Source organism: Oleidesulfovibrio vietnamensis (assembly GCF_055388115.1).
Map to the genome: position 1 here is coordinate 3,169,313 of NZ_AP042419.1, position 20,051 is coordinate 3,189,363.

Below are 20,051 nucleotides of genomic sequence, written 5' to 3' on the forward strand. Positions count from 1 at the left end.
AGAACACCACATGTCCCAAGACCTGTCCCGGCTTATGCGTGAGAAAGCCGAACTGGTGGCTGCCACGGTGGCAGAGGTAAAATCCATCGAAGAGGCATATGCCTACACCGTGGATCTGTGTGACAAAAAAGAAGCATGCCAGCTGCTCATCTCCGGCTGCGAGCAGAATCTTTCGGCAGAGGCGGAAGCCCTGTGCGAAACCAAGCAGGAAAAAATCATGGCCGCCCCTGCGCTGGCTGACGACGAGTTCGCCAAGCTGGCTGCCATGGCTGAAGAACGCGGCATCCGTCTGATCAAAGAAGGCATGCGCAACCACCTTGCCGGCATTGATGTGGGCTTCACGTTCTGTGACGCAGGCATCGCCGAAACCGGCACCATCGTTCTGAAATCCGACAGCGAAGAAGTGCGTCTCGCCACCATGGTGAGCGAAGTGCATGTGGCTGTTCTGCCCAAGTCGCGCATTGTGGCCGACTCGTACGATGCAGAACCGCTGCTGGCCGAACTGATGCAGGGCCCGGCCTATACCGCATTCATCAGCGGTCCCAGCCGTACCGCAGACATCGAACGCACCCTTGCACTGGGCGCCCACGGTCCCCTTGAACTGCACGTATTGCTGCTGGAGGATTAATCAATGCAGAACGCGAAGAATCTGAAAGAATACCGCGCCGAACTGCGCGAATCGCTGGATAACGATTTTCTGCGCTCCACCATGGACAAATTTGCCGTTGCCTACCCCGTGGGCCGCGCCAATGCGTTCAAGGGCATGGACGTGCAGTCGCTCATCGCCGAAGTGGCTGATGCCAAAGACGCCGCAGCAAAGCAGATGGATCAGCTGTACGCCCAGTTCAAGGCCGAAGCTGAAAAACGCGGCGTCAAGGTGCATCTGGCCAAGACAGCTCAGGAAGCCAACGAAATCATCGCCCAGATCGCACGCGACGCCGGCGTGAAAAAAATTGTCAAATCCAAATCCATGACCAGTGAAGAAACTCAGTTCAACCATCAGGTTGAAAATGAGTTTGAAGTGGTGGAAACCGACCTTGGCGAATGGATCATCCAGCTGCGCCACGAAGGTCCCACTCACATGGTTATGCCCGCAATCCACCTTTCGCGTAATCAGGTGGCCGATCTGTTCAGCGACGTGACCAAGCAGAAGCAGGACAACGATCCGCAGAAGCTGACCAAAGTGGCCCGCCGCGAACTGCGCAAAGAATACGCCACCGCCGAAATGGGCGTCACCGGCGCCAACTTCTGTGTGGCTTCCACCGGCACCATCGGTCTGGTGACAAACGAAGGCAACGCACGCCTTGTTTCCACCCTGCCCCGCGTACATGTGGCTCTGGCAGGTCTGGACAAGCTGGTGCCCACCATGCACGACGCTCTGCGCACGCTCAAGGTGCTGCCCCGTAACGCCACGGGTCAGGCCATCACCTCGTACGTCACATGGATCACAGGTGCCAACGAATGCGCCACCGGTCCTGACGGCAAAAAAGAAATGCACATCGTGTTTCTGGACAACGGCCGCCGCGCCATGGCCGACGACCCGCTGTACTCGCAGGTACTGCGCTGCGTGCGCTGCGGCGCCTGCGCCAACGTATGTCCCGTGTACCGTCTGGTCGGCGGACACAAAATGGGCCATATCTACATCGGCGCCATCGGTCTTATTCTCACCTACTTCTTCCACGGCTCCGACAAGGCAAAGAACCTGGTGCACAACTGCATCAACTGTGAAGCCTGCAAAAACATCTGCGCCGGCGGCATCGACCTGCCCCGTCTGATCAAGGACATCCGCGCACGCCTGAACGAAGAAGGCGACATGCCCATCGAAACCACCCTGCTGGGCAAGGTGCTGAAAAACCGCAAGCTCTTCCACACCCTGCTGCGCTTCGGCAAGTGGGCTCAGAAGCCGGTGCAGGACGGTCCCTTCCTGCGCCACCTGCCCCTCATGTTCATGAAGGATCAGGGCTTCCGCCGGTTCCCCTCCGTGGCCGAAAAGGCATTCCGCGACGAGTTTGAATCCATCAAGCCCAAAGTGGCCAACGCCAAGCTGCGCGTGGCGCTGTTTGCAGGCTGCGTGCAGGACTTTGTCTACCCCGAGCAGATGAAAGCCGCCGTTAAGCTTTTCGCCGCCCACGGAGTGGATGTGGACTTCCCCATGGATCAGAGCTGCTGCGGTCTGCCCGTGCAGATGATGGGTGAGCGTCAGGCAACCATTGACGTGGCCGCACAGAACGTCATGGCGTTCGATCCTGCCAAGTATGACTACATCGTCACGCTGTGCGCTTCCTGCGGCTCCCAGCTCAAGGAATCGTACCCCAACATTCTGGCAGACAAGCCCGAGCTGGCCATCCGCACCAAGCAGTTCTCCGAGCGCGTCATCGACTTCAGCTCCTTTGCGCATGACGTACTGGGCGTAAAGGCCGAAGAGTTCAACAAGTCGGACGAAAAAGTGGCCTACCACGCTTCGTGCCACCTGTGCCGCGGCCTGCATGTCACCGAACAGCCCCGCAACCTCATCAACATGGCCGCCGAATACGCCAAGGCGGAAGAAGAAGAGGTCTGCTGCGGTTTCGGCGGCACCTTCTCGGTCAAGTTCCCCGAACTTTCCGAAAAGCTGCTGGACAAAAAGCTGACCAACATTGAAGCCACCGGCGCCAAAAAAATGGTCGCCGACTGCCCCGGCTGCATCATGCAGCTGCGCGGCGGCTGCAAATCGTCCGGCCGCGACATTGAAGTGCGCCACGTAGCCGAGCTGCTTGCAGACAAGCTTAAATAGTCGCGTCACTGCCAAACATACAAAGGCCACTACAGTGTAGTGGCCTTTTTTATTATTTTCCGGCCTATTATTTTATTTACACTGGAAATCACTGCAGATATTCTTTAGTTAACACTTACATACACTATCATACAGTCCCTGCGGAGGACCTATGCTCAGGAAATACTCTATAGGAACGCGAGTAATCGCTCTTGTCGCCTTGCTGGTGCTGTGCATCGTGGGCATTATTTCAGCCTCGCTGAAAATGCAGGATTCAGTTGTTGCGTACAACATCAAAGAAACTGAAGCCGTGATGCTCAGAGGCGAACGGACCAAACTCAAAGTCGCCACGGACAGCATAGCCACAACCATAGGCGACATACTGAGTGACTCCGCAAGCAAGGAAGAACAGCTGGAATTCATCCGCACCGCGGTGGAAAACGTCCGCTTTGAGGATGACAAGTCCGGCTACTTTTTTGTGTACGAAGGGACAACGGTAGTCGCACTGCCCATCAAAAAATCCGTCATCGGGCAGGATCTGAGCTCGGTCACGGACAGTGACGGAGTGCGTTACGTTCATGAGCTGAGCAAGGCCGCCGGTTCGGGCGGCGGTTTTGTCCGCTATGTCTTCGACAAACCCGGGCAGGGCCTGCAGCCCAAGCTGGCTTACGCCCGCCCCATTTCCGGTACGCCGTACTGGATAGGGACCGGAGTATACATAGACAATATTGACGCGGAACGAGAACGGCTGGAAACAGCCACGGGCGACATGGTCAGCAGCGCCGTTTACACGCTGACGGGGTCCATAGCCGCAGCCCTGATACTGCTGGTGCTGCCTGTGTGCGCGCTTATCATTGTCAGCATTGTCAGACCCATCCGCAGCGCCACCGAGGCAGCGCACCAGATTGCACAGGGCAATCTGGACATCACGCTGGACGACAGCGGCAAAGATGAAGTGGCGCGTCTGCAAAGCTCGCTTAACAGCATGGTACGCGAACTTGTGGCCACCATAGAAACTGTGAAGCAGAAGGAAGCGGAAGCCAACCGTCAGGCCGAAGCCGCGCATCAGGCAACCGAACAGACAAAGGAAGCCATGGCCCGCGCAGAGGCCGCCACCCGCGACGGCATGAATGCCGCGGCACAGCGTCTGGAGGGTGTGGTGGCCGCCATTACCGCCGCCACGGGCGATCTGGACACCCGCAGCAACGAAATAAGCCACGGCACCGACATGCAGATGGCGCGCATCAATGAAACCGCCACAGCCATGGAAGAAATGAACGCCACCGTGATGGAAGTGGCGCGCAACGCCGCCGAGGCAGCGGAACAGACCGATCTTTCGCGCATAAAGGCGCAGGAAGGGGCCGAGGCGGTATCTGCCACCATCAATGCCATGAATGACCTGAAAGCGCTCGCTGACGGGCTGAAGGAAAACATGCACCGTCTGGGCGACCAGTCGCAATCCATCGGCCATGTGATGAGTGTGATCAACGACATAGCCGACCAGACCAACCTGCTGGCGCTTAACGCCGCCATTGAAGCCGCCCGCGCGGGTGATGCCGGACGCGGTTTTGCCGTGGTGGCCGACGAGGTGAGAAAACTGGCCGAAAAGACCATGAATGCCACCAAGGAAGTGGGTGACAGCATTGTGGCTATCCAGCAACTGGCAAAAACAAACGTGGACGGCATGACAGAAGCCTCTCAGGCCATCGACAAGGCCGTAGCCCGTTCGGCATCTTCCGGTGAAATGCTTTCAGAAATAGTCCGTCTGGCGCAGGATGCCGCAGGTCAGGTGCAGTCCATTGCCACCGCAGCCGAAGAACAGTCCGCAGCGAGCGAGGAAATAGCCCGCAGTGTGGAAGAAGTGAACACCCTTGCCCAGGACAACGGGCGTATGATCGCAGAATCGGTGCAGGACATCGGGCAGCTGGCCGAGCAGGCAGTCACGCTGCGCAGCCTTGTGGACGAGCTTAAAAAATAACCTGTTTCCGGACCGGTCAGGCACACGGCGGTACGGCGCTGTCCGCAGCAGAAGCCGTCCGCACCTGCACACCGCACAATTCAGGCGGCCACCTCGGGGTGGCCGCTTTGTTCTGTGCCCTGCATGCCGCGTCTGCCGCCTTTGGGCCTGTTACGCGGGCGGTCCGTAGCGGTGCCACATCCGGCGCACCAGACTGCGGAGCAACGTTGCGGGGCGAAAACTGACCGGCTTCAGCACCTGCGGTATGCAGAACCCGTCGGGCGTCACGCCCTGCGGGCTGAAGTCGGCGGGAGACAGTACAGGAAAATGCAGGTTTTCCACAAACGCTGCGGGCTGCTTTCTGCGCCTCAGTTCAGCCCACAAAGGTATTGTTTCAGGAGCCGCGCCCAGCAGTGTGCCGACAGCGGTATCCATGGCCACGCTGCTGCATGAAGCCCCCAGAAGGTCCAGCGGATAGGGATCACCGCCGGAAGGGCCGGTGCGGTGCATGGCGGTTATGCCGTCCAGCAGCACACCGGAAGGCGGCAGGCGCTCCGCCAGTTCCACGATAAGCGCTTCAAAACGGTTTCCCCTGTCGCCGTGGCGGGTATGGGCAACCGCCTTGCGTACACCGCAAACGCAGCCGAAAAGATTCTTCACTGCCAGTGTGAGACGCATCTGGCAATGCACTTTGACTCTGGGCACATTAAGCAGGGCATCTGCTTCCAACGCCGCGCGGGCCACCCCGACACGCAGCCCCGAAGGGAACCGGCAGTCCACAGGATCATCCAGTGTAACCACCCGCACGCCCAGCCCCTGCAACGCGTCCGTCAGCCCCACTGCCTGCGCCACGCGCTCCGCCGAACCGAAGGCAGGAGAGTCGCCCACTGTCACAACCGCACCGCAGTCCAGCGCATACTCCACCGCAGCCCGCACCACCTGAGGGTGTGTGCAGCACAGGCCGTCCGGCTGGGCACGCAGCAGGTTGGGCTTTACCAGCACTCTGCTGCCTGCGGCAGGACGCCAGCCCGCAGATTCCAGCAGCGAACCGCAAACCGTCCCCGATGACGCACGCCCGTATGCGGCACAGCGGTCCAGCGCCACAGTAAAAACTCCGCCGGTGGTTTCTCCGGCTGCATTCTTTGCACTAAATGTCATTGAGTCGTGTCTCCGCATCCGGCGCAGCCTCAATCCTGTCCGCCGAATGCCTCCATATGCTGCAGTATAAGACGGGCGTGCTGCTTTTCCTGCTGTGCCAGATCGGTAAAAGCGCTGACCGCTTCATCCGATGCAATGCCGCCATCCTGTCCGCCGCGGCCGGCTCTGTGTGCCAGAGTGCGGTACAGGTCAAGCGCGTTGGCTTCAACCTCCAGCGCCAGATCGGCTATTTCCGTGCAGTCACCGGTACCGGCACCTCGGATCCACGGCTCCAGCTCGTCCATGGTCAGCCCGCCCTCAAGAACCCGCCCCTCAAGGCTTTCAAAAAGTTCCTTAAAATCAGGAATGTCATCCCACTGACGTTTCAGATAGCTGTACACCACCCGCGCATGGGTTTCTTCCATATTCACCAGCCTGTCCATAAGCGAACACACTCCGGCATGGGCTACCGCGCCGCGTACGCGGGAGTACAGCAGAAACGCCGCTTTCTCCATGTCCATGGCACGCAGCAGCAGCCCCCGCATATCTTTCACGTCGTCAAATACCGCAATGCGGGGCACATCCGCCACGGATGCGCCTTCCCATGCCAGTATGCCGCCGTCCAGATTGTACAGCGGCCCCCGCAGCCTGCCGCTTTCTGCCGCCAGCACCGCTGCCGCGGCAGACCTGCTGCCGCTGTGGCAGTAAAAGACGTGCTCCTGAGCGGCATCCAGCTCGCCGATGCGCTGTTCAAGCTCGGTAACGGCAATATGCACCGCACCCGGAATATGCCCCTGACGGTACTCGTCGGCACTGCGCACGTCCACAATGGTGTACTCGCCTTCGCGGCGACGGGCCATAAGCTGCCGCAACCCCTCTGCAGATACCCTCGCAGCTCTTATTTCCTGTGAATGCATTGTTTCTCCGACAGGTTGCGGCCGTTGCCGGCCGGTTATGAATTGCGATGCGCTGTAGCACTGCGCTGCACCGGCACACCTGCCGCATACAGTAACAGCGCCTTATTTGCCCGTCCATGTCAGGTGCGCAGACAAAAATATCTTTTTTTCATTTTTTATGTTGACACCGGAACGCTCCCGACGTAAACACCTGTTCTCGCGACGTCGGGATGTAGCGCAGTTTGGGAGCGCACTTGAATGGGGTTCAAGGGGTCGAAGGTTCAAATCCTTTCATCCCGACCATTATCGCCTAAACCCCTCAGCCCCTCGAATGAAAATTCGGGGGGCTGGTTTTTAGTCTGCTGCGGCCGTGCCGCACAGCACCCGACCGACGGTATCCGTCGCTAAGGCTTTCGACGAAGCTCCCGCCGGCTTAAAGGCCGTGGCAGGTTGAGCGTGCCGGAAATATACGGCGCTAACGCTAAAGATAGCCAAAGCATATACGGTGCTCTCATAGCTCAGTAGGTAGAGCGCATCCTTGGTAAGGATGAGGTCAGCAGTTCAATTCTGCTTGAGAGCTCCATACAAAAACACCCTGTTTACTTATCCGGTAAGCAGGGTATTTTTATACCTCGATATTTAAGCTATCCTCCTTTGCCCAGAATTTCGAAAAATAAACAAGTCCGACTGACCTTCCCCCAGAAATCTCTACCATTCGCGGTTCGTATTTTAGGGAAAGATCACAAATATATGATGTCCGCCCCTGATGGTGCTATGTTCCGGTATGATTCAGGCGGGTGCGGCCGTGTATCCGTTCATGGACCGGCCTCTCCGTATGCCGCAAAAGATGCTGCTCCGGTCAGCTGCTTTTCAGTTCCTGAACAAGACTGTTCAACGTGTCCAGCTGTTCTGCAAGGTCGCTGAGAGAAGAAACCGTGCTGCTCACACCTTCGGATGTCTCTCTGGTGATGTTGCTTATTTCCTCAATGGCTCTGTTGATTTCTTCAGAGGTGGCCGACTGTTCTTCCGCGGCCGTGGCTATCTGCTGAATCTGTCCTGCGGTACGCTCCACGCTGTCCACGATTTCCTTAAGCGCCGTGCCGGATTCTTCCGTAAGGCCCACGGCTTCGTTCAGGCTGGCCACGGCAGCTTCCACGGAATCGATATTTTCACGCGCCACCTGCTGGATGGCCCCTATGGAATCGCCGACCTGTTTGGTGGCCCCCATGGTTTTTTCCGCAAGTTTGCGCACCTCGTCGGCCACCACGGCAAAACCGCGTCCGGCATCGCCGGCCCGCGCCGCCTCGATGGCGGCATTGAGCGCCAGCAGGTTTGTCTGGTCGGCTATGTCTTCAATAACGGTCATAATCATGCCGATGGATTCAGCCTGTGTACCCAGATGCGCCATGTTGGTTTTAAGCCGTTCGGCCTGCTCCTGCGTGTGCAGCATGGATTTGATGGACATACGCACGGTGTCGGCGCCCGCGTTGGCTTTTTCACCGGCCTGCATGCCTGCTTCGGCCGCCTCCGCAGAGTTGCGCGCAATCTCGAACACAGTGGCATTCATCTCTTCCATGGCGGTGGCAGTGCCTGCTATGCGCTCGGCCTGCAGTTCGGCCCCCTGACGCATTTCCTCCGCCTGACCGGAAATGCTCTCGGACGCCGAGGTCACATGGTGCATAATGGTTTCCAGTCTGGCAGCAGCAGCGCGCATGCCTTCGCTTTTGGCATTTTCCGCAGCCTTTCTGGCTTCATCCGCTTGTTTTGCCGCCTGTTCTGCCGCTCTGGCCTGCTCTTCGGCATGGCGGCTTTTCACTTCAATTTCTTTAATGTTGTTGTTCAGCGTGGCCAGCATGGTATGCAGCGCATCTTCCAGACGGGTGATTTCGTCCCTGCCCTCCACGGCAATGACCACATCAAGATTACCCGCAGCTACCTGCTGTGCGTTGCCTGTGGCCGCGCGCAGCGGCAGCAGAATACTGCGCACGATGCTTATGGCAAAAGGCAGTACCAGCAGCAAAAAGAGCACACCGACAACTGTCAGCGCAATATTGCGAGCCTCATCCAGCAGGGCCTCAAGTGTTGCCCGTATGCGCTCCCGCTCCTCCTGAATATCATCCACATACACACCGGTGGAAAGCCACAGATCAGTGCCTTCGATCATCTGGGCGTATGCCAGTTTGGGGCTGGGCTCGCGCTCATTGGGCTTGTTGAACCAGTAGGTGACAAAGCCCCCGCCGCTCATGGCTTTTTCATTGAGCTGCCTGATGTACTGGTTGCCTTTCTGGTCTTTCTTATCCATACCGGGCTGCCCGTTAAAATCGGGCCGCAACGGATGGGCCACGGTGTACCCCTGCGTATTATAGATAAAATAATACCCGTCTCCGCCGAAACGCACCGGCGCTATGGCCGCACGCATCGCTTCCACGGGATCCTGCCCGCTGCTGCGCGCCGTCTGCGCCACATGGGCAAGGTTGGTGGCCAGAGTCTGCACGGCAAACTTCATGCTCCGCTCATACCCTTCATGCAGCACTGCCTCTGTTTCCGTAAGCGACCTGTCCTGCACTTTGTAGAGAAAATACGTATAAATGCCACCGACGATGGTAGAGAACACCAGCATCAACACCAGCAGAAAAATGATGCGGCTTGCAATAGTAAACTTTCTGAGCACTGCAGACTCCTTTGGTAAAACAGGTACCACGGACAGACAGAACCTATGCTTATTATGATATATAATCCACAGTTCACTTCTGCAACATTATTTACGATATAATCCAGTTGCCGCGCTCATGCCCTGCGGTGTCTGCGTATGGCAGACAAAGTTCTCTCAGCCCCGATACGCACGGCAAAAGATCGTGCACGCCTGCATCCTGCCCCGCAACGTCTGCAGGGCGCCCTGCTGCGGCGGGCAAGGCGGCACACGCGGCCACTGCCGGAACCGGCACAGTATGCTACTGATGCCGCAATCACCATGTGCGCGGAAATAACCGCCCGCGCAGATACAGAACGGCACCGGAACACAACAGGTGAAAAATTATACAGAAAAAATAAAGAACGCCTGATGCAGGATGCACTCAGGCAGCATGGGGGCGGCAGGAAACGGCGGGCTGCTGCTTTCCGGCAAAACAGCGGCCACAAGAAAGCTGCTGCCAAAGAAAGCCGCTGCCAGACAAAACTGCTGGCAGGTGATAGCTTCTGGCGGGCAAATGCTGGCGGGCGGAAACGTTTTCAGACAGGAACGTTATCAGACCAGAGCTGTTTTCAGGAGAGAACTGTTTTCAGGGCATCCAGTCCGTCCGGAGAAACAACACTGGCGCGGACAATCTCGCGCGCCCCCGCACTGAGCAGAAACTGCTCCGCACGGGAAAAACGGGCTTCGGAGGCATCGCTTTTAGAAATGACACCCACCACCCTGCGGTTAAAGATGGGAGCGAAACGCGGGGGAAAAAGAGACGTGCTGCGTGTGGCGTCCTGAACCATCAGCAGCAGGTCGCAGTCCGCCGCGGTGGTGATAAGCGCATAGTAAAACCGGCGGTTTTCCAGAAACTCGCCTGGGGTGTTGATAAACCGGCCGTAGTATTCCACAGCCATACCCCTGCGGGGAACAAATTCCCCGCCGGACAGCGCCCGGATAAGCGAACTTTTGCCCGCTCCGGTCTCACCGATAAGCATGACTTTCTTCATGACGTAAACACGCGCTACGACCTTGTCAGTCCCACAACGGCGTACTGCAGCACATCGTCAAAATATCCCAGCACAGCCTTGAGCGAAGCTTCCACGCTGGCCACATCGCCCACCAGCACCAAAGACCCGCCGAACCGGTCAAGGAAGCCTATTTCGACAGAGGCCGCCTTGGTGGCGATATCTGCCGCGATGATAACCCCCTCGCTGGGAGTGATGGTCAGAATACCCAGAGCGCCTGCTGTCTCGCCGTCAAGCCCGAGCTTGAGGTACAGCCCCTGCTGAGGACTGGCGATGACATGGGCAAGCGTCACCTGTTTGCCCGGCACATATTCCTGAATGACCCTTTGTCTCGGCTCGTTACCGAATACAGACATATCCGTGCCTCCGGTTGAAAAACGCAGGCGGCGGGTACCCGGGCGCATGCGCCCGCCCGCCGCCTGCGGCACCGCCTTGTATTACAAAATTCTGGCCTTCAGCCCTTCACTGGGAGAAGGAATGACCACATGGCTGAGCACCGGACCGGATTCGCCCACACCGGCCACTCCTGCTTCTACGGCCGCCTGCACCGAACTGACATCGCCGGTCATGACCACAAAAGCCTTGCCGGCAAGTCCGGCTGCAAAGCGGATTTCGAGCAGATGAACCTGTGCGGCTTTTGCCGCGGCATCCGCGGCAAGAATACAGGAAGCGGAGGTACAGGTTTCTATGACACCCAGTGCATTTATGGAGGCATCTTCGGGTGCGCCGCCCAATGCCGGAATAACGTCGGGATGCACACTGGCCAGCACAAAAGAGTCAACAAGCATTTCACCGCCTATGCGGCAGCCTGTTTCCACACTGCTTTTCACCGCGCCGGTATCACCGGCCACAATGGCTATATACCGCCCCGGACAGGTGGGACGGGCCACCACCAGTTCCACTTCAGCAGCCTTTACCATTTCATCGGCAGTATGCATGCCCATGGCAACGCTGTTCAGCTCCACACATCCGATAGTACGCAAATCCATAATATTCACCTGCCCTTAACAAGCCTTGATGGTTACCATGCCGTCTTCCACGGACTCGACCCTGCCGCTGATGCTGGCATGCACGCGCGCCCCCATGCTCTTTTCGGGTATTTCTCCGATAAGATCACCCGTTCTGACAGTGTCTCCGGGGGCCACCACGCACACGGCCGGGGCACCGATATGCTGGGCAAGAGGTATGCGCACCATGTGCGGCGTATATTCGCCTGCGTAGCCGGGGTGTGTATCGTACTGCACCAGATCAAGGCGGCGCAGCAGTCTGCCGGTGGCCACATATCTGCTTTTTCTGAAAGGATGCGGCACCGGTTCTTCGCCTGTGCTTTCCCAGCGCACTCCCTCGCGGCGCAGCACCTGCTTGATCTGCGCGTTGATCTCGCGGGGGGAAACCATCATGGGGCAGGCAAATTTTTCACACAGGCCGCATTCGGAACACAGCAGAGCTTCGCGCGCCACGGTACCGGCGTGCATCTGGCCCTCAAGCACGCGCATAAGCCGGTGCGGATGCAGCGAGTGCCCCAGCAGATTGCGCGGACACAGGTCGGTACAGTGCGAACACTGGCAGCAGATGCTGGTGGTTATCCTGCGGACTTTTTCGGGGTCCATTATCTTGCGCGCCACAACGGTATGATCGGGCGGCAGCACCAGCAGGCCGCTGGTCGTTTTGGTCACGGGTCTGCCGGTGTGGGGCAGGACGCGGCCCATCATCGGGCCGCCGTCCACCACTTTATACTCAGTTATGGCGGGACCGCCCGCAAAGGTCAGCACGTCGGAAACAAGAGTGCCCACCGGCACCTTGACCACCATGTGCCTTTTCACTTCGCCCGACACCGTCACATAACGGTGAGTGACGGGCGTGCCCTCCATGGCCAGAGCAACATTATACAGGGTTTCCACGTTGCTCACCACGGCCCCTATCTGCAACGGGATGCCCCCCTGCGGCACGGTTCTGCCCAGCACTTCGTGCACAAGCACATGTTCGTCACCGGCAGGATAAAAGTCGCGCAGCTCAAACACCTCAAGCCGTCCGGAACCCTCGCGAGTCACAGCCCCGCGCACTGCAGCCATGGCTGCCGCGTGTTTGCCTTTCAGGCAGATGATGCCGCGACGGGCGCCAGTGCAGTCCATGACGGCCAGAAGACCGCGGATGACGATATCGGGATGCGCCTGCATGAGGTAGGGATCGCTCATGAGCAGCGGCTCACATGAAGCACCGTTCACCAGAACAGTATCCACCGAGGCATCGGCCTTGATATGGGTGGGCAGACCGGCACCGCCGGCTCCGACAACCCCTGCTGATCGAATACACTCCACCGTCTGTCCAGTCATCGTCTTCCCCTTTTCATGGTCTGCGTGATTCCGGTCGTCACACAGCTACACGCGCGTATATCTGTGCCCGCGGTACCTTTACGGCACCGCGTCTACCATGCCTGTTCCAGCAGCATTCTGATATCGGCCCGCGAAGGCATTCTCGGATTGCCTGCGGTGCATATATCGTCCAGCACGTTTCTGGCGATGACATCGGCATGCTGGCGGTAAGCACTCTCTTCTATTTTAAGAGCACCTATTCTGTTGGGTATTCCCATGGATTCGTTCAGTTCGCGCACGGCCTTGATAAGGCTCTGGGTGCCCTCGCCCACCGAACCGGCAGGCAGAGACAGCATCTGTGCGATTTCGCGGTACTGCACCGCAGCGTCAAAGCTGTTGAACTGAATGACGAAAGGCAGCACCACGGCATTGGCAAGTCCGTGCGGCACATGAAAAATACCGCCGAGGCTGTGCGCTATGCTGTGGGTGATGCCCAGCCCGCTGTTGTTGAAGGCCATACCTGCCATGCAGGAGGCAAGCAGCATTTTCTCACGGGCTTCCATATCGTCGCTGCAGCGGTACGCGCGGGGCAGATATTCGAAAACATACCTGATGGCATATTCCGCGTAGATGGACGTAAACGCGTTTGCCTTGCGCGAGGTATATGCTTCAATGGCATGCGTCAGCACATCCATACCGGTGACGGAAGTCACCGAGGGCGGCAGCGTACGGGTGAACCGCGCATCAAGGATGGCCAGATCGGGAATGAGCTGTTCGTCATTGAGCGGAATCTTCACCTCGTTCACCTTGTCCGTCACAACCGATATGGCCGTGACTTCAGACCCGGTGCCGCTGGTGGTGGGAATGGCCACCAGAATGGGCCGCGGCCGCGAGGTATCAACCTTGCTGGCAAAAAAGGCTATGGCCTTGGCCGCGTCGATGGCAGAACCGCCGCCGAGCGCTATGACAGCTTCGGCATGATCCTGCATGTACAGGTGGGTACCTTTGGTGACTGTTTCCAGCGAAGGATCCGGCTCCACACCGTCAAACACGCGGTGACGGATGCCGCCCAGATCAAGATGGCTTATGAGCCTGTCGATGAAACCGGTCTTCACCATGAACGGATCGGTGACGATGAACGCCTGCTTGATGGGAAGGCGCTCAAGGGTCTCAAGGGCATCTTCGCCATAGCAGATTTTTGTTTTTCCGTAGAACTGTGTCACCCTTGCCCCCTTAATATACGATTGTTGAGCATTTGATTATGTTGCGGCGGCATACTGCGGCCGTGCCGTCTGCGGCTGTCCGCGCACCATGCGGACAATGCGGGCCGTGTGCTGCGCCGTTGCGCCCGCCCTTGCGGTCCGGAGCGGTTTCTGACGGCCGCGACGCCACAGCAATGCTGTCACGGCCGTCAGAAAACCGGCTGCTGCCGGTCGGGAATCGGGCAGGCATGTAAAAATTACTCCCGGCTGATGCCGTTCAGGCAGGCCGGCGGACAGGGTATGCCCTGCATGTGCCGGTGCTCTTTCTGTCCAGCATCTTCACACAGGCGCACACGCGGCGGGAGTCCCCGACATGTACGCCCCACGGTCATCTATTTGGAACGCTTGGGCAGAATCAGTTCCACTTCGCTGTGCGGGCGGGGAATAACGTGCACGCTGACCAGTTCGCCCACGCGGCCTGCGGCTGCTGCACCGGCGTCGGTGGCAGCCTTTACGGCACCCACGTCTCCGCGCACCATCACGGTCACCAGACCGCCGCCCACCTGTTCGCGGCCGATCAGTTCAACATTGGCAGCCTTTACCATGGCATCGGCAGCTTCCACTGCGCCAACCAGACCTTTGGTCTCTATCATACCAAGAGCATTCATCATTATGTCCTCCAGTTTTCCTTACGACTTAAAGGTTCGCTTTGATGGTTCTGAGTGCCTGACAGCTGAGGTTCTTCAGCTCTTCAGGGTCGGTTATGCCGTATTCGGTCTTCAGCATGGCCGCCACGGCAAAAAGAAGCTGTTCAAGTCCGCTGTCCGCCTTTGCGGCGGTGCAGGCCGGGCACGTGCATCCGGGCGGGCAGGCGGCAGGTGCTTCGCCCGATTCGGGGCGGGGGCCGTACACCACGGTCACACCGCGTCTGCTCAGTTCATCCCTGGCGCCGGGCGTCAGAATAACCGAGCTGTCTGCATACAATTTGTTGCTGGACTGGCAGATGTACTCGTTAAGGCACTCCACCCCTACAAGTTTCTTTTTCATTCTTTACCTCACACCGCTTGTTAGGGCCCTGACGACCGAGGCGTCCGGTCTGGCTATGACCACCGACTCGATAAGATGCCTGCCCAAAGCTGTTTTTGCAGCGTCTGCGGCTTCTTGCACAGATGCTACATCACCGCTGAACACGAAATATGATTTGCCGTTGATGCCCTGCCCTGTCACAAGACGCAGCAGACTGATGCCGGAGCGTTTGACCGCGGCATCCGCTGCGGCAATACCGGCGGAAACAGTGCGGCATTCCACAACGCCCAGCGCGCCCGGGGTACCGGGCTGCACGCTTTTTTTAAGCACCGCCAGCACCTGCGGCGACACGCCGGAAATCACGTAGCTGCCGGCAAGCGCGCTGCCGGACTGTTCCGCATGGCTGACAGCCGTCTGCACGGCCTGCCTGTCGCCCCCGAGACAGATAAAGTAGCGGCCGGCACAGATGGTGCCGGCGCGCACAAGTTCCACCTGCGCCACCTTGACCATGCCGTCCGCCAGATTCACTCCGGCGGCGATGCTTCTGCTTTCAACCAGCCCCAGCGTATCCACTCTAGCTCTCCGGTCTGATTTTCACTTCGTCGATAATACCCACAATGGCGGCATCCACAGGGGCATCAGGATTGCCCAGCGCCTTGCGCGCAGAGCTGCCGGTAACCACAAGAACACGCTCATCCGTTCCGGCGCCCACACAGTCCACGGCCACAAAACTTTCATGGCTGCTGCGGCTGCAGGCGTCTTCGCGCTGCACCACCATCAGCTTCAGTCCGTTGAGGGCGTCTTCCTTGCGCGTGGCCCACACATTGCCGATCACCTTGCCGATAATCATATGTTCACCACCCTCACAGCTGTCTGTGTATGCTGATGTTCAGGTTTTTTGCAGCTTCCGCCGCCAGCGGCGTAATCACTGCATCGCGGCGCACACACAGGCAGGCGGCACCTGTCTGTGCCGCTTGTTCCACCACGGGGGCGGTCACAAGATTCTGCCAGTGCCGCACCGCGTCAGGCGCTTTATGCGCAAACGGTCTCAGGCCGTAAGAGACCAGCGTTTTCTCGTATGCCTGATACAGGCTGAAAAGCGGTCCCGGTGCCGTTTCGGCGTAGGTTTTGTACTCGAACTCCAGCGCTTCGACCGGCACGCCGGACAGCAGCAGTCTGAGAACTTCCTGCTGAACAGGCGTCTGGGCGCGGCCCGCTGCCAGATCAGCCATTTCGGTGCATGTCACATACGGCAGGATGTAGCGCGACGGCGTTCTGCCTGCGGTGTCTTCACCGCAGAACAGCAGGTCGGCATCTTCTCCCAGATAGCCTCTGACCATCTCGGCAAGATGCGCATCGCGCTGTTCCAGCACCATCACACAGGTTTTCTGCGGAGTTTCCCGCAGTTGCTGCAGTACCTGACGGGCTATGGCTGCTGCCAGTTCGTTGACATCCACGTATGTGCTCCTACGCGTTGCAGTTCAGGGCTATGCCCAGCGGCGTTACAAGAAAAGGATTGGCCGGCTTGTACACGGGTCTGCCGGTTTCCTTTTCAAACACCGTCTCGAAATCTTTCAGGCAGCATGTGCCGCCCACAAGATAGATGGCCGAAATATCGCGACCCTCGATATGGCGGTTCACAATGGAAGCCATCTTCTGAATAACGGGACGCACCACGGGCAAAATTTCGCGCTGGCGGTCCTGATCTTTTTTCAGTTCTTCGGCTTCGGTAAAGCTGATGCGGTAGCTTCCTGCCAGCACGAGGGAAACATGAGTTCCGCCGGTGGGTTCATCCGCCACATAGGTGACCTTGCCGTCTTCTATGACCGAAAGTCCGGTAGTGCCGCCGCCGATGTCCACAATGACTCCGTTTTGCACACCCAGAACAGCATTGGCCGCCGTGGGTTCGTCCAGAATCGCAGTCACTTCCAGCCCTGCCCCTTCCACCACATGGCGGTGGGTGTTGCTGTCTTTGTGGCCGGTGCCGGGCGGCACGGCAATAGCCGCATGGGTCAGCTGCCTGCCCAGACGTTCTTCCAGCTGCTGCACAAGCCGGCGCACAATGCGGGTGGCACCCACATAATCCACCACCAGTCCGTCCTTGATGACCTGCGCAAACTCCATGGCACAGGCCACAGGACTGCCTGCGGCATTAAGCACCACCACAACGATGTATGCCGTACCCAGGTCGACCCCGACGGACAGCTGTTCGCCGGGGGTGACCTCCACAGTGGAATCTATGCACGCCTCGAGCGCGCTTATCTGCTTATCAATGGCGGCAAAGTCCATTATCCGCTCCGCACTTTCTGCCCACTATTCTGCCGCTGACGCTCTTGTTCCAGCCGGAGCTGTTGCCTTCGTCGGCGTCGATATGCATGGCCAGCCTGAACGAATCGCTGACACGCACCAGCACGTCTTCCAGAATGAGGGGGCGTTCGCCTTCAAGCCGGACACTGACCAGATCGTTGTCGTGCACACCGAAGCGGGCGGCGTCTTCGGTAGACATGTGAATATGCCGGGCGGCGACGATCAGACCTTCTTCCAGCCCCACAATACCGTCCTGCGAAGCGAGAATGATGCCCGGAGTGCCCGCCACGTCACCGGACTGACGCACAGGGGCCGATGTGCCCAGAATGCGGGCGTCGGTCCTGGAAACTTCTACCTGTGAACGGCCGCGCGAAGGACCGAGCACCGCAACGTTGTCGATGACGCCTTTGGGACCGATAAGCCGTACACGCTCTTTGCACAGAAACTGTCCCGGCTGGGAAAGTTCGCGCACAGGGGTGAGCGGCCCGCCGAACAGGGCAATGGCGTCTTCTTCGCTCAGGTGGGCATGGCGCGCCGACAGCTCCACGGGAATTTCTTCATCCGTGTTCACGCCGCAGGCGGAAACTTCACCGCCGCGGCTCCCCAACTGATCCATGACGCTGCGGATAACGCCCTCAAGGGCTTCCTGCATGGCTTTTTCGTTCATGATAGCTCCGCTTACAAATATGATCCGGCATCTGATGCGGCCGCTGTGGGCCTGCTGTCCGGTTTCCGCTGTTATGGCCGTCTTGTAAAAAGTGTGTCAGCCGCTTGCCATGCGGACAGCCTTTTTATGCGCATGGTGCGTGTGCGTCCGGGGTGCGCCTGCGGCACCTATGAAAACACAAAGGACGCTTTCAGCCGGGCGCGGAGGAGATGCCTCCTCCGCAGCCCGGTAACGTCACGGGATTACCGCCGGCGGACAGAATCTCCGCAGGGGCACCCGTGAGCCGGAATGGTTAGCCTTCCACCTTGGGAAGAATCATTTCCACTTCGCTGTGGGGACGGGGAATCACGTGCACGCTTACCAGCTCGCCCACATTGTTGGCGGCGGCTGCGCCTGCGTCGGTTGCAGCCTTCACTGCGCCCACGTCGCCGCGGACCATCACGGTCACCAGACCACCGCCCACCTGCGAACGGCCGATCAGGGTGACGTTTGCGGCCTTCACCATGGCGTCAGCTGCTTCTACTGCGCCCACAAGACCTCTGGTTTCAATCATACCGAGTGCGTTGGAAGAGGACATGCTATTCTCCTTAAAAGTCTGTTTTTATATATTGTTACAAGCCACAGCCGGGGCTTAGGCCATTTTTTTCAGTTGTTCCACGATCAGCTGCGTGATGGCCTGCACGTCAATGGAGGACGAGGCAGACGATGCAGGCTGCGCGCAGGCTGCCGGTGCGGCGGGCTGGCAGCACACGGTGCCCAGATCGTACGCGATGCGGCGCACGTTCATCAGGTTCAGCGGCGTGACGTTGTCGGAAGTGGAGCTGCCGCCCACAGCGCCGCAACCCAGCGTGAACGAGGGGAACAGCGAGGTGGAAAGGCCCACGGCACCCTGCGTTGAGGGCGTATTTACCAGCATGCGCGAAACGGGCTTCTTCATGCCGAATTCACGGATGACTTCTTCATTGCGCGAATGGATGGCAAGCGAATGGCCGATGCCGCCGTTTTTCAGCAGGGCGTGGCACATTTCGCAGGCTTCCTTCCAGTCTTCCACAACGTAAAAGCCGAGAAGAGCTGTCAGTTTTTCCTTGGAGAAGGGGTAACGGGGTCCCACGCCGGGCTCATCGGAAATAAGCAGGCGGGTACCTGCAGGAACTTCGATGCCTGCCAGTTTGGCAATGTGCAGGGCGTCGCGGCCCACTATGGCGGGGTTCATGGAGCCGTTGCCGCGCTCCATGACGCGCTTGACCTTTTCCAGCTTTTCACCTTCGAGGAAGTAACCGCCGTTTCTGACCAGCGCTGCGCGCACTTTGTCGGCGATGACGGCTTCGGTGACGATGGACTGCTCAGAAGCGCAGATGGTGCCGTTGTCAAACGTCTTGCTGGCAAAAATCTTTGCCACGGCGTCTTCGATGTCGGCGGTACGCTCGATGAAGGCGGGCACGTTGCCTGCGCCCACACCCAGAGCGGGCGTGCCGGAGCTGTATGCGGCCTTGACCATGCCGGGACCGCCGGTGGCCAGAATAAGATCAGCCTGACGCATCAGTTCTCCGCTGCCTTCAATGGTGGGCACGCTCATGACGCTCACCAGATCTTCGCTCACGCCGCAGTCATGCAGCACGCGGCGGATGATTTCCACGGTTCTGCCGATGCACTTCTTTGCGCTGGGGTGCGGCGTAAACACAATGGCGTTGCCGGACTTCAGCGAAATAATGGACTTGTAGATGGTCGTAGACGTGGGGTTGGTGGAGGGAACAATCCCTGCGATGACCCCCATGGGTACGGCTATCTCGACGACCTTTCTGGCCTTGTCGTCGTTCAGCACGCCGATGGTTTTCATATCCTTGATGGCTTCGATCAGCTTTTCACTGGCGAGGATATTCTTCTGCTTTTTATCCTGCACCTTGCCGAAGCCGGTTTCTTCCACTGCCAGTGCGGCGAGCTGCTCTGCCTGAGCGGCGGCGGCATCGGCAATCGCCTTGACGATGGCGTCCACGCGCTCCTGACCCAGCTGAGCGTACTCAGCCTGAGCAACACGGGCGGCGCGCACCAGCGCACGGGCTTCCTGAATGGACAATAAATCCTTGTCTACCATG

At 58.7% G+C, this 20,051-nt stretch carries 20 protein-coding genes and 2 tRNA genes; 5 read left to right on the plus strand and 17 right to left on the minus strand.

Translation table 11 applies throughout. From position 1 onward, the window contains the following. Nucleotides 1–10: 10 nt before the first annotated feature. The 3 genes from ACZ5D1_RS14215 (at nucleotide 11) to ACZ5D1_RS14225 (ending at nucleotide 4,730) form a co-directional block, all read left to right on the plus strand. Complete coding sequence (locus ACZ5D1_RS14215; protein ID WP_011368987.1) at nucleotides 11–628, plus strand: LutC/YkgG family protein; 618 nt, start codon at nucleotides 11–13, stop codon at nucleotides 626–628. 3 nt (nucleotides 629–631) lie between these two features. Further along, nucleotides 632–2,773 carry an L-lactate dehydrogenase (quinone) large subunit LdhH gene (gene ldhH / locus ACZ5D1_RS14220; protein ID WP_011368988.1) on the plus strand — a complete coding sequence of 714 codons (2,142 nt, stop codon included), beginning with the start codon at nucleotides 632–634 and terminating at the stop codon, nucleotides 2,771–2,773. Between the two features lie 151 nt (nucleotides 2,774–2,924). Further along, nucleotides 2,925–4,730 carry a methyl-accepting chemotaxis protein gene (locus ACZ5D1_RS14225; protein WP_011368989.1) on the plus strand — a complete coding sequence of 602 codons (1,806 nt, stop codon included), beginning with the start codon at nucleotides 2,925–2,927 and terminating at the stop codon, nucleotides 4,728–4,730. A 150-nt stretch (nucleotides 4,731–4,880) separates the two neighbouring features. On the opposite strand, the gene ACZ5D1_RS14230 is transcribed toward ACZ5D1_RS14225, so the two are convergent. Both ACZ5D1_RS14230 and ACZ5D1_RS14235 read right to left on the minus strand, forming a co-directional pair. After that, nucleotides 4,881–5,867, minus strand: a complete 987-nt coding sequence (locus tag ACZ5D1_RS14230; RefSeq protein WP_464555218.1) for a DUF362 domain-containing protein — start codon at nucleotides 5,865–5,867, stop codon at nucleotides 4,881–4,883. A 29-nt stretch (nucleotides 5,868–5,896) separates the two neighbouring features. Beyond that, a complete protein-coding gene (locus ACZ5D1_RS14235; protein ID WP_464555219.1) occupies nucleotides 5,897–6,763 on the minus strand; it encodes a rhodanese-like domain-containing protein in 867 nt (288 codons plus the stop codon). A 205-nt stretch (nucleotides 6,764–6,968) separates the two neighbouring features. On the opposite strand from ACZ5D1_RS14235, the gene ACZ5D1_RS14240 reads away from it, so the two are divergent. Then, nucleotides 6,969–7,045 (plus strand) — tRNA-Pro (locus ACZ5D1_RS14240). Between the two features lie 204 nt (nucleotides 7,046–7,249). Further along, nucleotides 7,250–7,325: transfer RNA gene (locus ACZ5D1_RS14245), tRNA-Thr, on the plus strand. A 276-nt stretch (nucleotides 7,326–7,601) separates the two neighbouring features. On the opposite strand, the gene ACZ5D1_RS14250 is transcribed toward ACZ5D1_RS14245, so the two are convergent. The 15 genes from ACZ5D1_RS14250 to ACZ5D1_RS14320 form a co-directional block, all read right to left on the minus strand. Then, nucleotides 7,602–9,413: a methyl-accepting chemotaxis protein gene (locus tag ACZ5D1_RS14250; RefSeq protein WP_027182303.1), complete on the minus strand. Its 1,812-nt coding sequence runs from the start codon at nucleotides 9,411–9,413 to the stop codon at nucleotides 7,602–7,604. A 590-nt stretch (nucleotides 9,414–10,003) separates the two neighbouring features. Further along, nucleotides 10,004–10,426, minus strand: a complete 423-nt coding sequence (locus tag ACZ5D1_RS14255; protein WP_011369002.1) for a EutP/PduV family microcompartment system protein — start codon at nucleotides 10,424–10,426, stop codon at nucleotides 10,004–10,006. A 14-nt stretch (nucleotides 10,427–10,440) separates the two neighbouring features. Next, entirely contained in the window at nucleotides 10,441–10,800 is a 360-nt protein-coding gene (locus ACZ5D1_RS14260) for a BMC domain-containing protein (RefSeq protein ID WP_011369003.1), read from the minus strand. Nucleotides 10,801–10,881: 81 nt separating this feature from the next. Further along, nucleotides 10,882–11,433 (minus strand): BMC domain-containing protein, encoded by a 552-nt coding sequence (locus tag ACZ5D1_RS14265; protein ID WP_011369004.1) that lies wholly within the window; start codon nucleotides 11,431–11,433, stop codon nucleotides 10,882–10,884. 15 nt (nucleotides 11,434–11,448) lie between these two features. Further along, complete coding sequence (locus ACZ5D1_RS14270; RefSeq protein WP_464555221.1) at nucleotides 11,449–12,777, minus strand: 4Fe-4S dicluster domain-containing protein; 1,329 nt, start codon at nucleotides 12,775–12,777, stop codon at nucleotides 11,449–11,451. Nucleotides 12,778–12,869: 92 nt separating this feature from the next. Beyond that, nucleotides 12,870–13,979, minus strand: a complete 1,110-nt coding sequence (locus tag ACZ5D1_RS14275) for a 1-propanol dehydrogenase PduQ (RefSeq protein WP_011369006.1) — start codon at nucleotides 13,977–13,979, stop codon at nucleotides 12,870–12,872. 371 nt (nucleotides 13,980–14,350) lie between these two features. After that, a complete protein-coding gene (gene eutM, locus ACZ5D1_RS14280; protein WP_027182298.1) occupies nucleotides 14,351–14,632 on the minus strand; it encodes an ethanolamine utilization microcompartment protein EutM in 282 nt (93 codons plus the stop codon). Nucleotides 14,633–14,654: 22 nt separating this feature from the next. Then, entirely contained in the window at nucleotides 14,655–15,005 is a 351-nt protein-coding gene (locus ACZ5D1_RS14285; RefSeq protein WP_011369009.1) for a hypothetical protein, read from the minus strand. 3 nt (nucleotides 15,006–15,008) lie between these two features. Beyond that, complete coding sequence (locus ACZ5D1_RS14290) at nucleotides 15,009–15,557, minus strand: BMC domain-containing protein (RefSeq protein WP_464555223.1); 549 nt, start codon at nucleotides 15,555–15,557, stop codon at nucleotides 15,009–15,011. Nucleotide 15,558: 1 nt separating this feature from the next. Continuing rightward, nucleotides 15,559–15,834 (minus strand): EutN/CcmL family microcompartment protein, encoded by a 276-nt coding sequence (locus tag ACZ5D1_RS14295; protein WP_011369011.1) that lies wholly within the window; start codon nucleotides 15,832–15,834, stop codon nucleotides 15,559–15,561. Between the two features lie 13 nt (nucleotides 15,835–15,847). Continuing rightward, on the minus strand, nucleotides 15,848–16,441 hold the full coding sequence (locus tag ACZ5D1_RS14300; protein ID WP_464555225.1) for a hypothetical protein: 594 nt from the start codon (nucleotides 16,439–16,441) through the stop codon (nucleotides 15,848–15,850). Between the two features lie 10 nt (nucleotides 16,442–16,451). After that, entirely contained in the window at nucleotides 16,452–17,273 is an 822-nt protein-coding gene (gene eutJ / locus ACZ5D1_RS14305) for an ethanolamine utilization protein EutJ (protein ID WP_011369013.1), read from the minus strand. Beyond that, a complete protein-coding gene (locus tag ACZ5D1_RS14310; RefSeq protein WP_464555226.1) occupies nucleotides 17,254–17,958 on the minus strand; it encodes a phosphate propanoyltransferase in 705 nt (234 codons plus the stop codon). Before ACZ5D1_RS14310 ends, eutJ begins: the two co-directional genes overlap by 20 nt. A 292-nt stretch (nucleotides 17,959–18,250) precedes the next feature. Continuing rightward, nucleotides 18,251–18,535: a BMC domain-containing protein gene (locus tag ACZ5D1_RS14315; RefSeq protein ID WP_011369015.1), complete on the minus strand. Its 285-nt coding sequence runs from the start codon at nucleotides 18,533–18,535 to the stop codon at nucleotides 18,251–18,253. 54 nt (nucleotides 18,536–18,589) lie between these two features. Continuing rightward, nucleotides 18,590–20,050 (minus strand): acetaldehyde dehydrogenase (acetylating), encoded by a 1,461-nt coding sequence (locus ACZ5D1_RS14320; RefSeq protein ID WP_011369016.1) that lies wholly within the window; start codon nucleotides 20,048–20,050, stop codon nucleotides 18,590–18,592. Between the last annotated feature and the right edge of the window lies 1 nt (nucleotide 20,051).

What these genes read in the sequence shown, in the direction of transcription:
- ACZ5D1_RS14230 (WP_464555218.1), bottom strand. Translation starts at nt 5,867, where the DNA reads ATGACATTTAGTGCAAAGAATGCAGCCGGAGAAACCACCGGCGGAGTT.
- ACZ5D1_RS14285 (WP_011369009.1), bottom strand. Translation starts at nt 15,005, where the DNA reads ATGAAAAAGAAACTTGTAGGGGTGGAGTGCCTTAACGAGTACATCTGC.
- ACZ5D1_RS14295 (WP_011369011.1), bottom strand. Translation starts at nt 15,834, where the DNA reads ATGATTATCGGCAAGGTGATCGGCAATGTGTGGGCCACGCGCAAGGAA.
- ACZ5D1_RS14235 (WP_464555219.1), bottom strand. Translation starts at nt 6,763, where the DNA reads ATGCATTCACAGGAAATAAGAGCTGCGAGGGTATCTGCAGAGGGGTTG.
- ACZ5D1_RS14315 (WP_011369015.1), bottom strand. Translation starts at nt 18,535, where the DNA reads ATGTCCTCTTCCAACGCACTCGGTATGATTGAAACCAGAGGTCTTGTG.
- ldhH (WP_011368988.1), top strand. Translation starts at nt 632, where the DNA reads ATGCAGAACGCGAAGAATCTGAAAGAATACCGCGCCGAACTGCGCGAA.
- eutJ (WP_011369013.1), bottom strand. Translation starts at nt 17,273, where the DNA reads ATGGACTTTGCCGCCATTGATAAGCAGATAAGCGCGCTCGAGGCGTGC.
- ACZ5D1_RS14265 (WP_011369004.1), bottom strand. Translation starts at nt 11,433, where the DNA reads ATGGATTTGCGTACTATCGGATGTGTGGAGCTGAACAGCGTTGCCATG.
- ACZ5D1_RS14310 (WP_464555226.1), bottom strand. Translation starts at nt 17,958, where the DNA reads ATGAACGAAAAAGCCATGCAGGAAGCCCTTGAGGGCGTTATCCGCAGC.
- ACZ5D1_RS14320 (WP_011369016.1), bottom strand. Translation starts at nt 20,050, where the DNA reads ATGGTAGACAAGGATTTATTGTCCATTCAGGAAGCCCGTGCGCTGGTG.
- ACZ5D1_RS14260 (WP_011369003.1), bottom strand. Translation starts at nt 10,800, where the DNA reads ATGTCTGTATTCGGTAACGAGCCGAGACAAAGGGTCATTCAGGAATAT.
- ACZ5D1_RS14215 (WP_011368987.1), top strand. Translation starts at nt 11, where the DNA reads ATGTCCCAAGACCTGTCCCGGCTTATGCGTGAGAAAGCCGAACTGGTG.
- ACZ5D1_RS14225 (WP_011368989.1), top strand. Translation starts at nt 2,925, where the DNA reads ATGCTCAGGAAATACTCTATAGGAACGCGAGTAATCGCTCTTGTCGCC.
- ACZ5D1_RS14270 (WP_464555221.1), bottom strand. Translation starts at nt 12,777, where the DNA reads ATGACTGGACAGACGGTGGAGTGTATTCGATCAGCAGGGGTTGTCGGA.
- ACZ5D1_RS14255 (WP_011369002.1), bottom strand. Translation starts at nt 10,426, where the DNA reads ATGAAGAAAGTCATGCTTATCGGTGAGACCGGAGCGGGCAAAAGTTCG.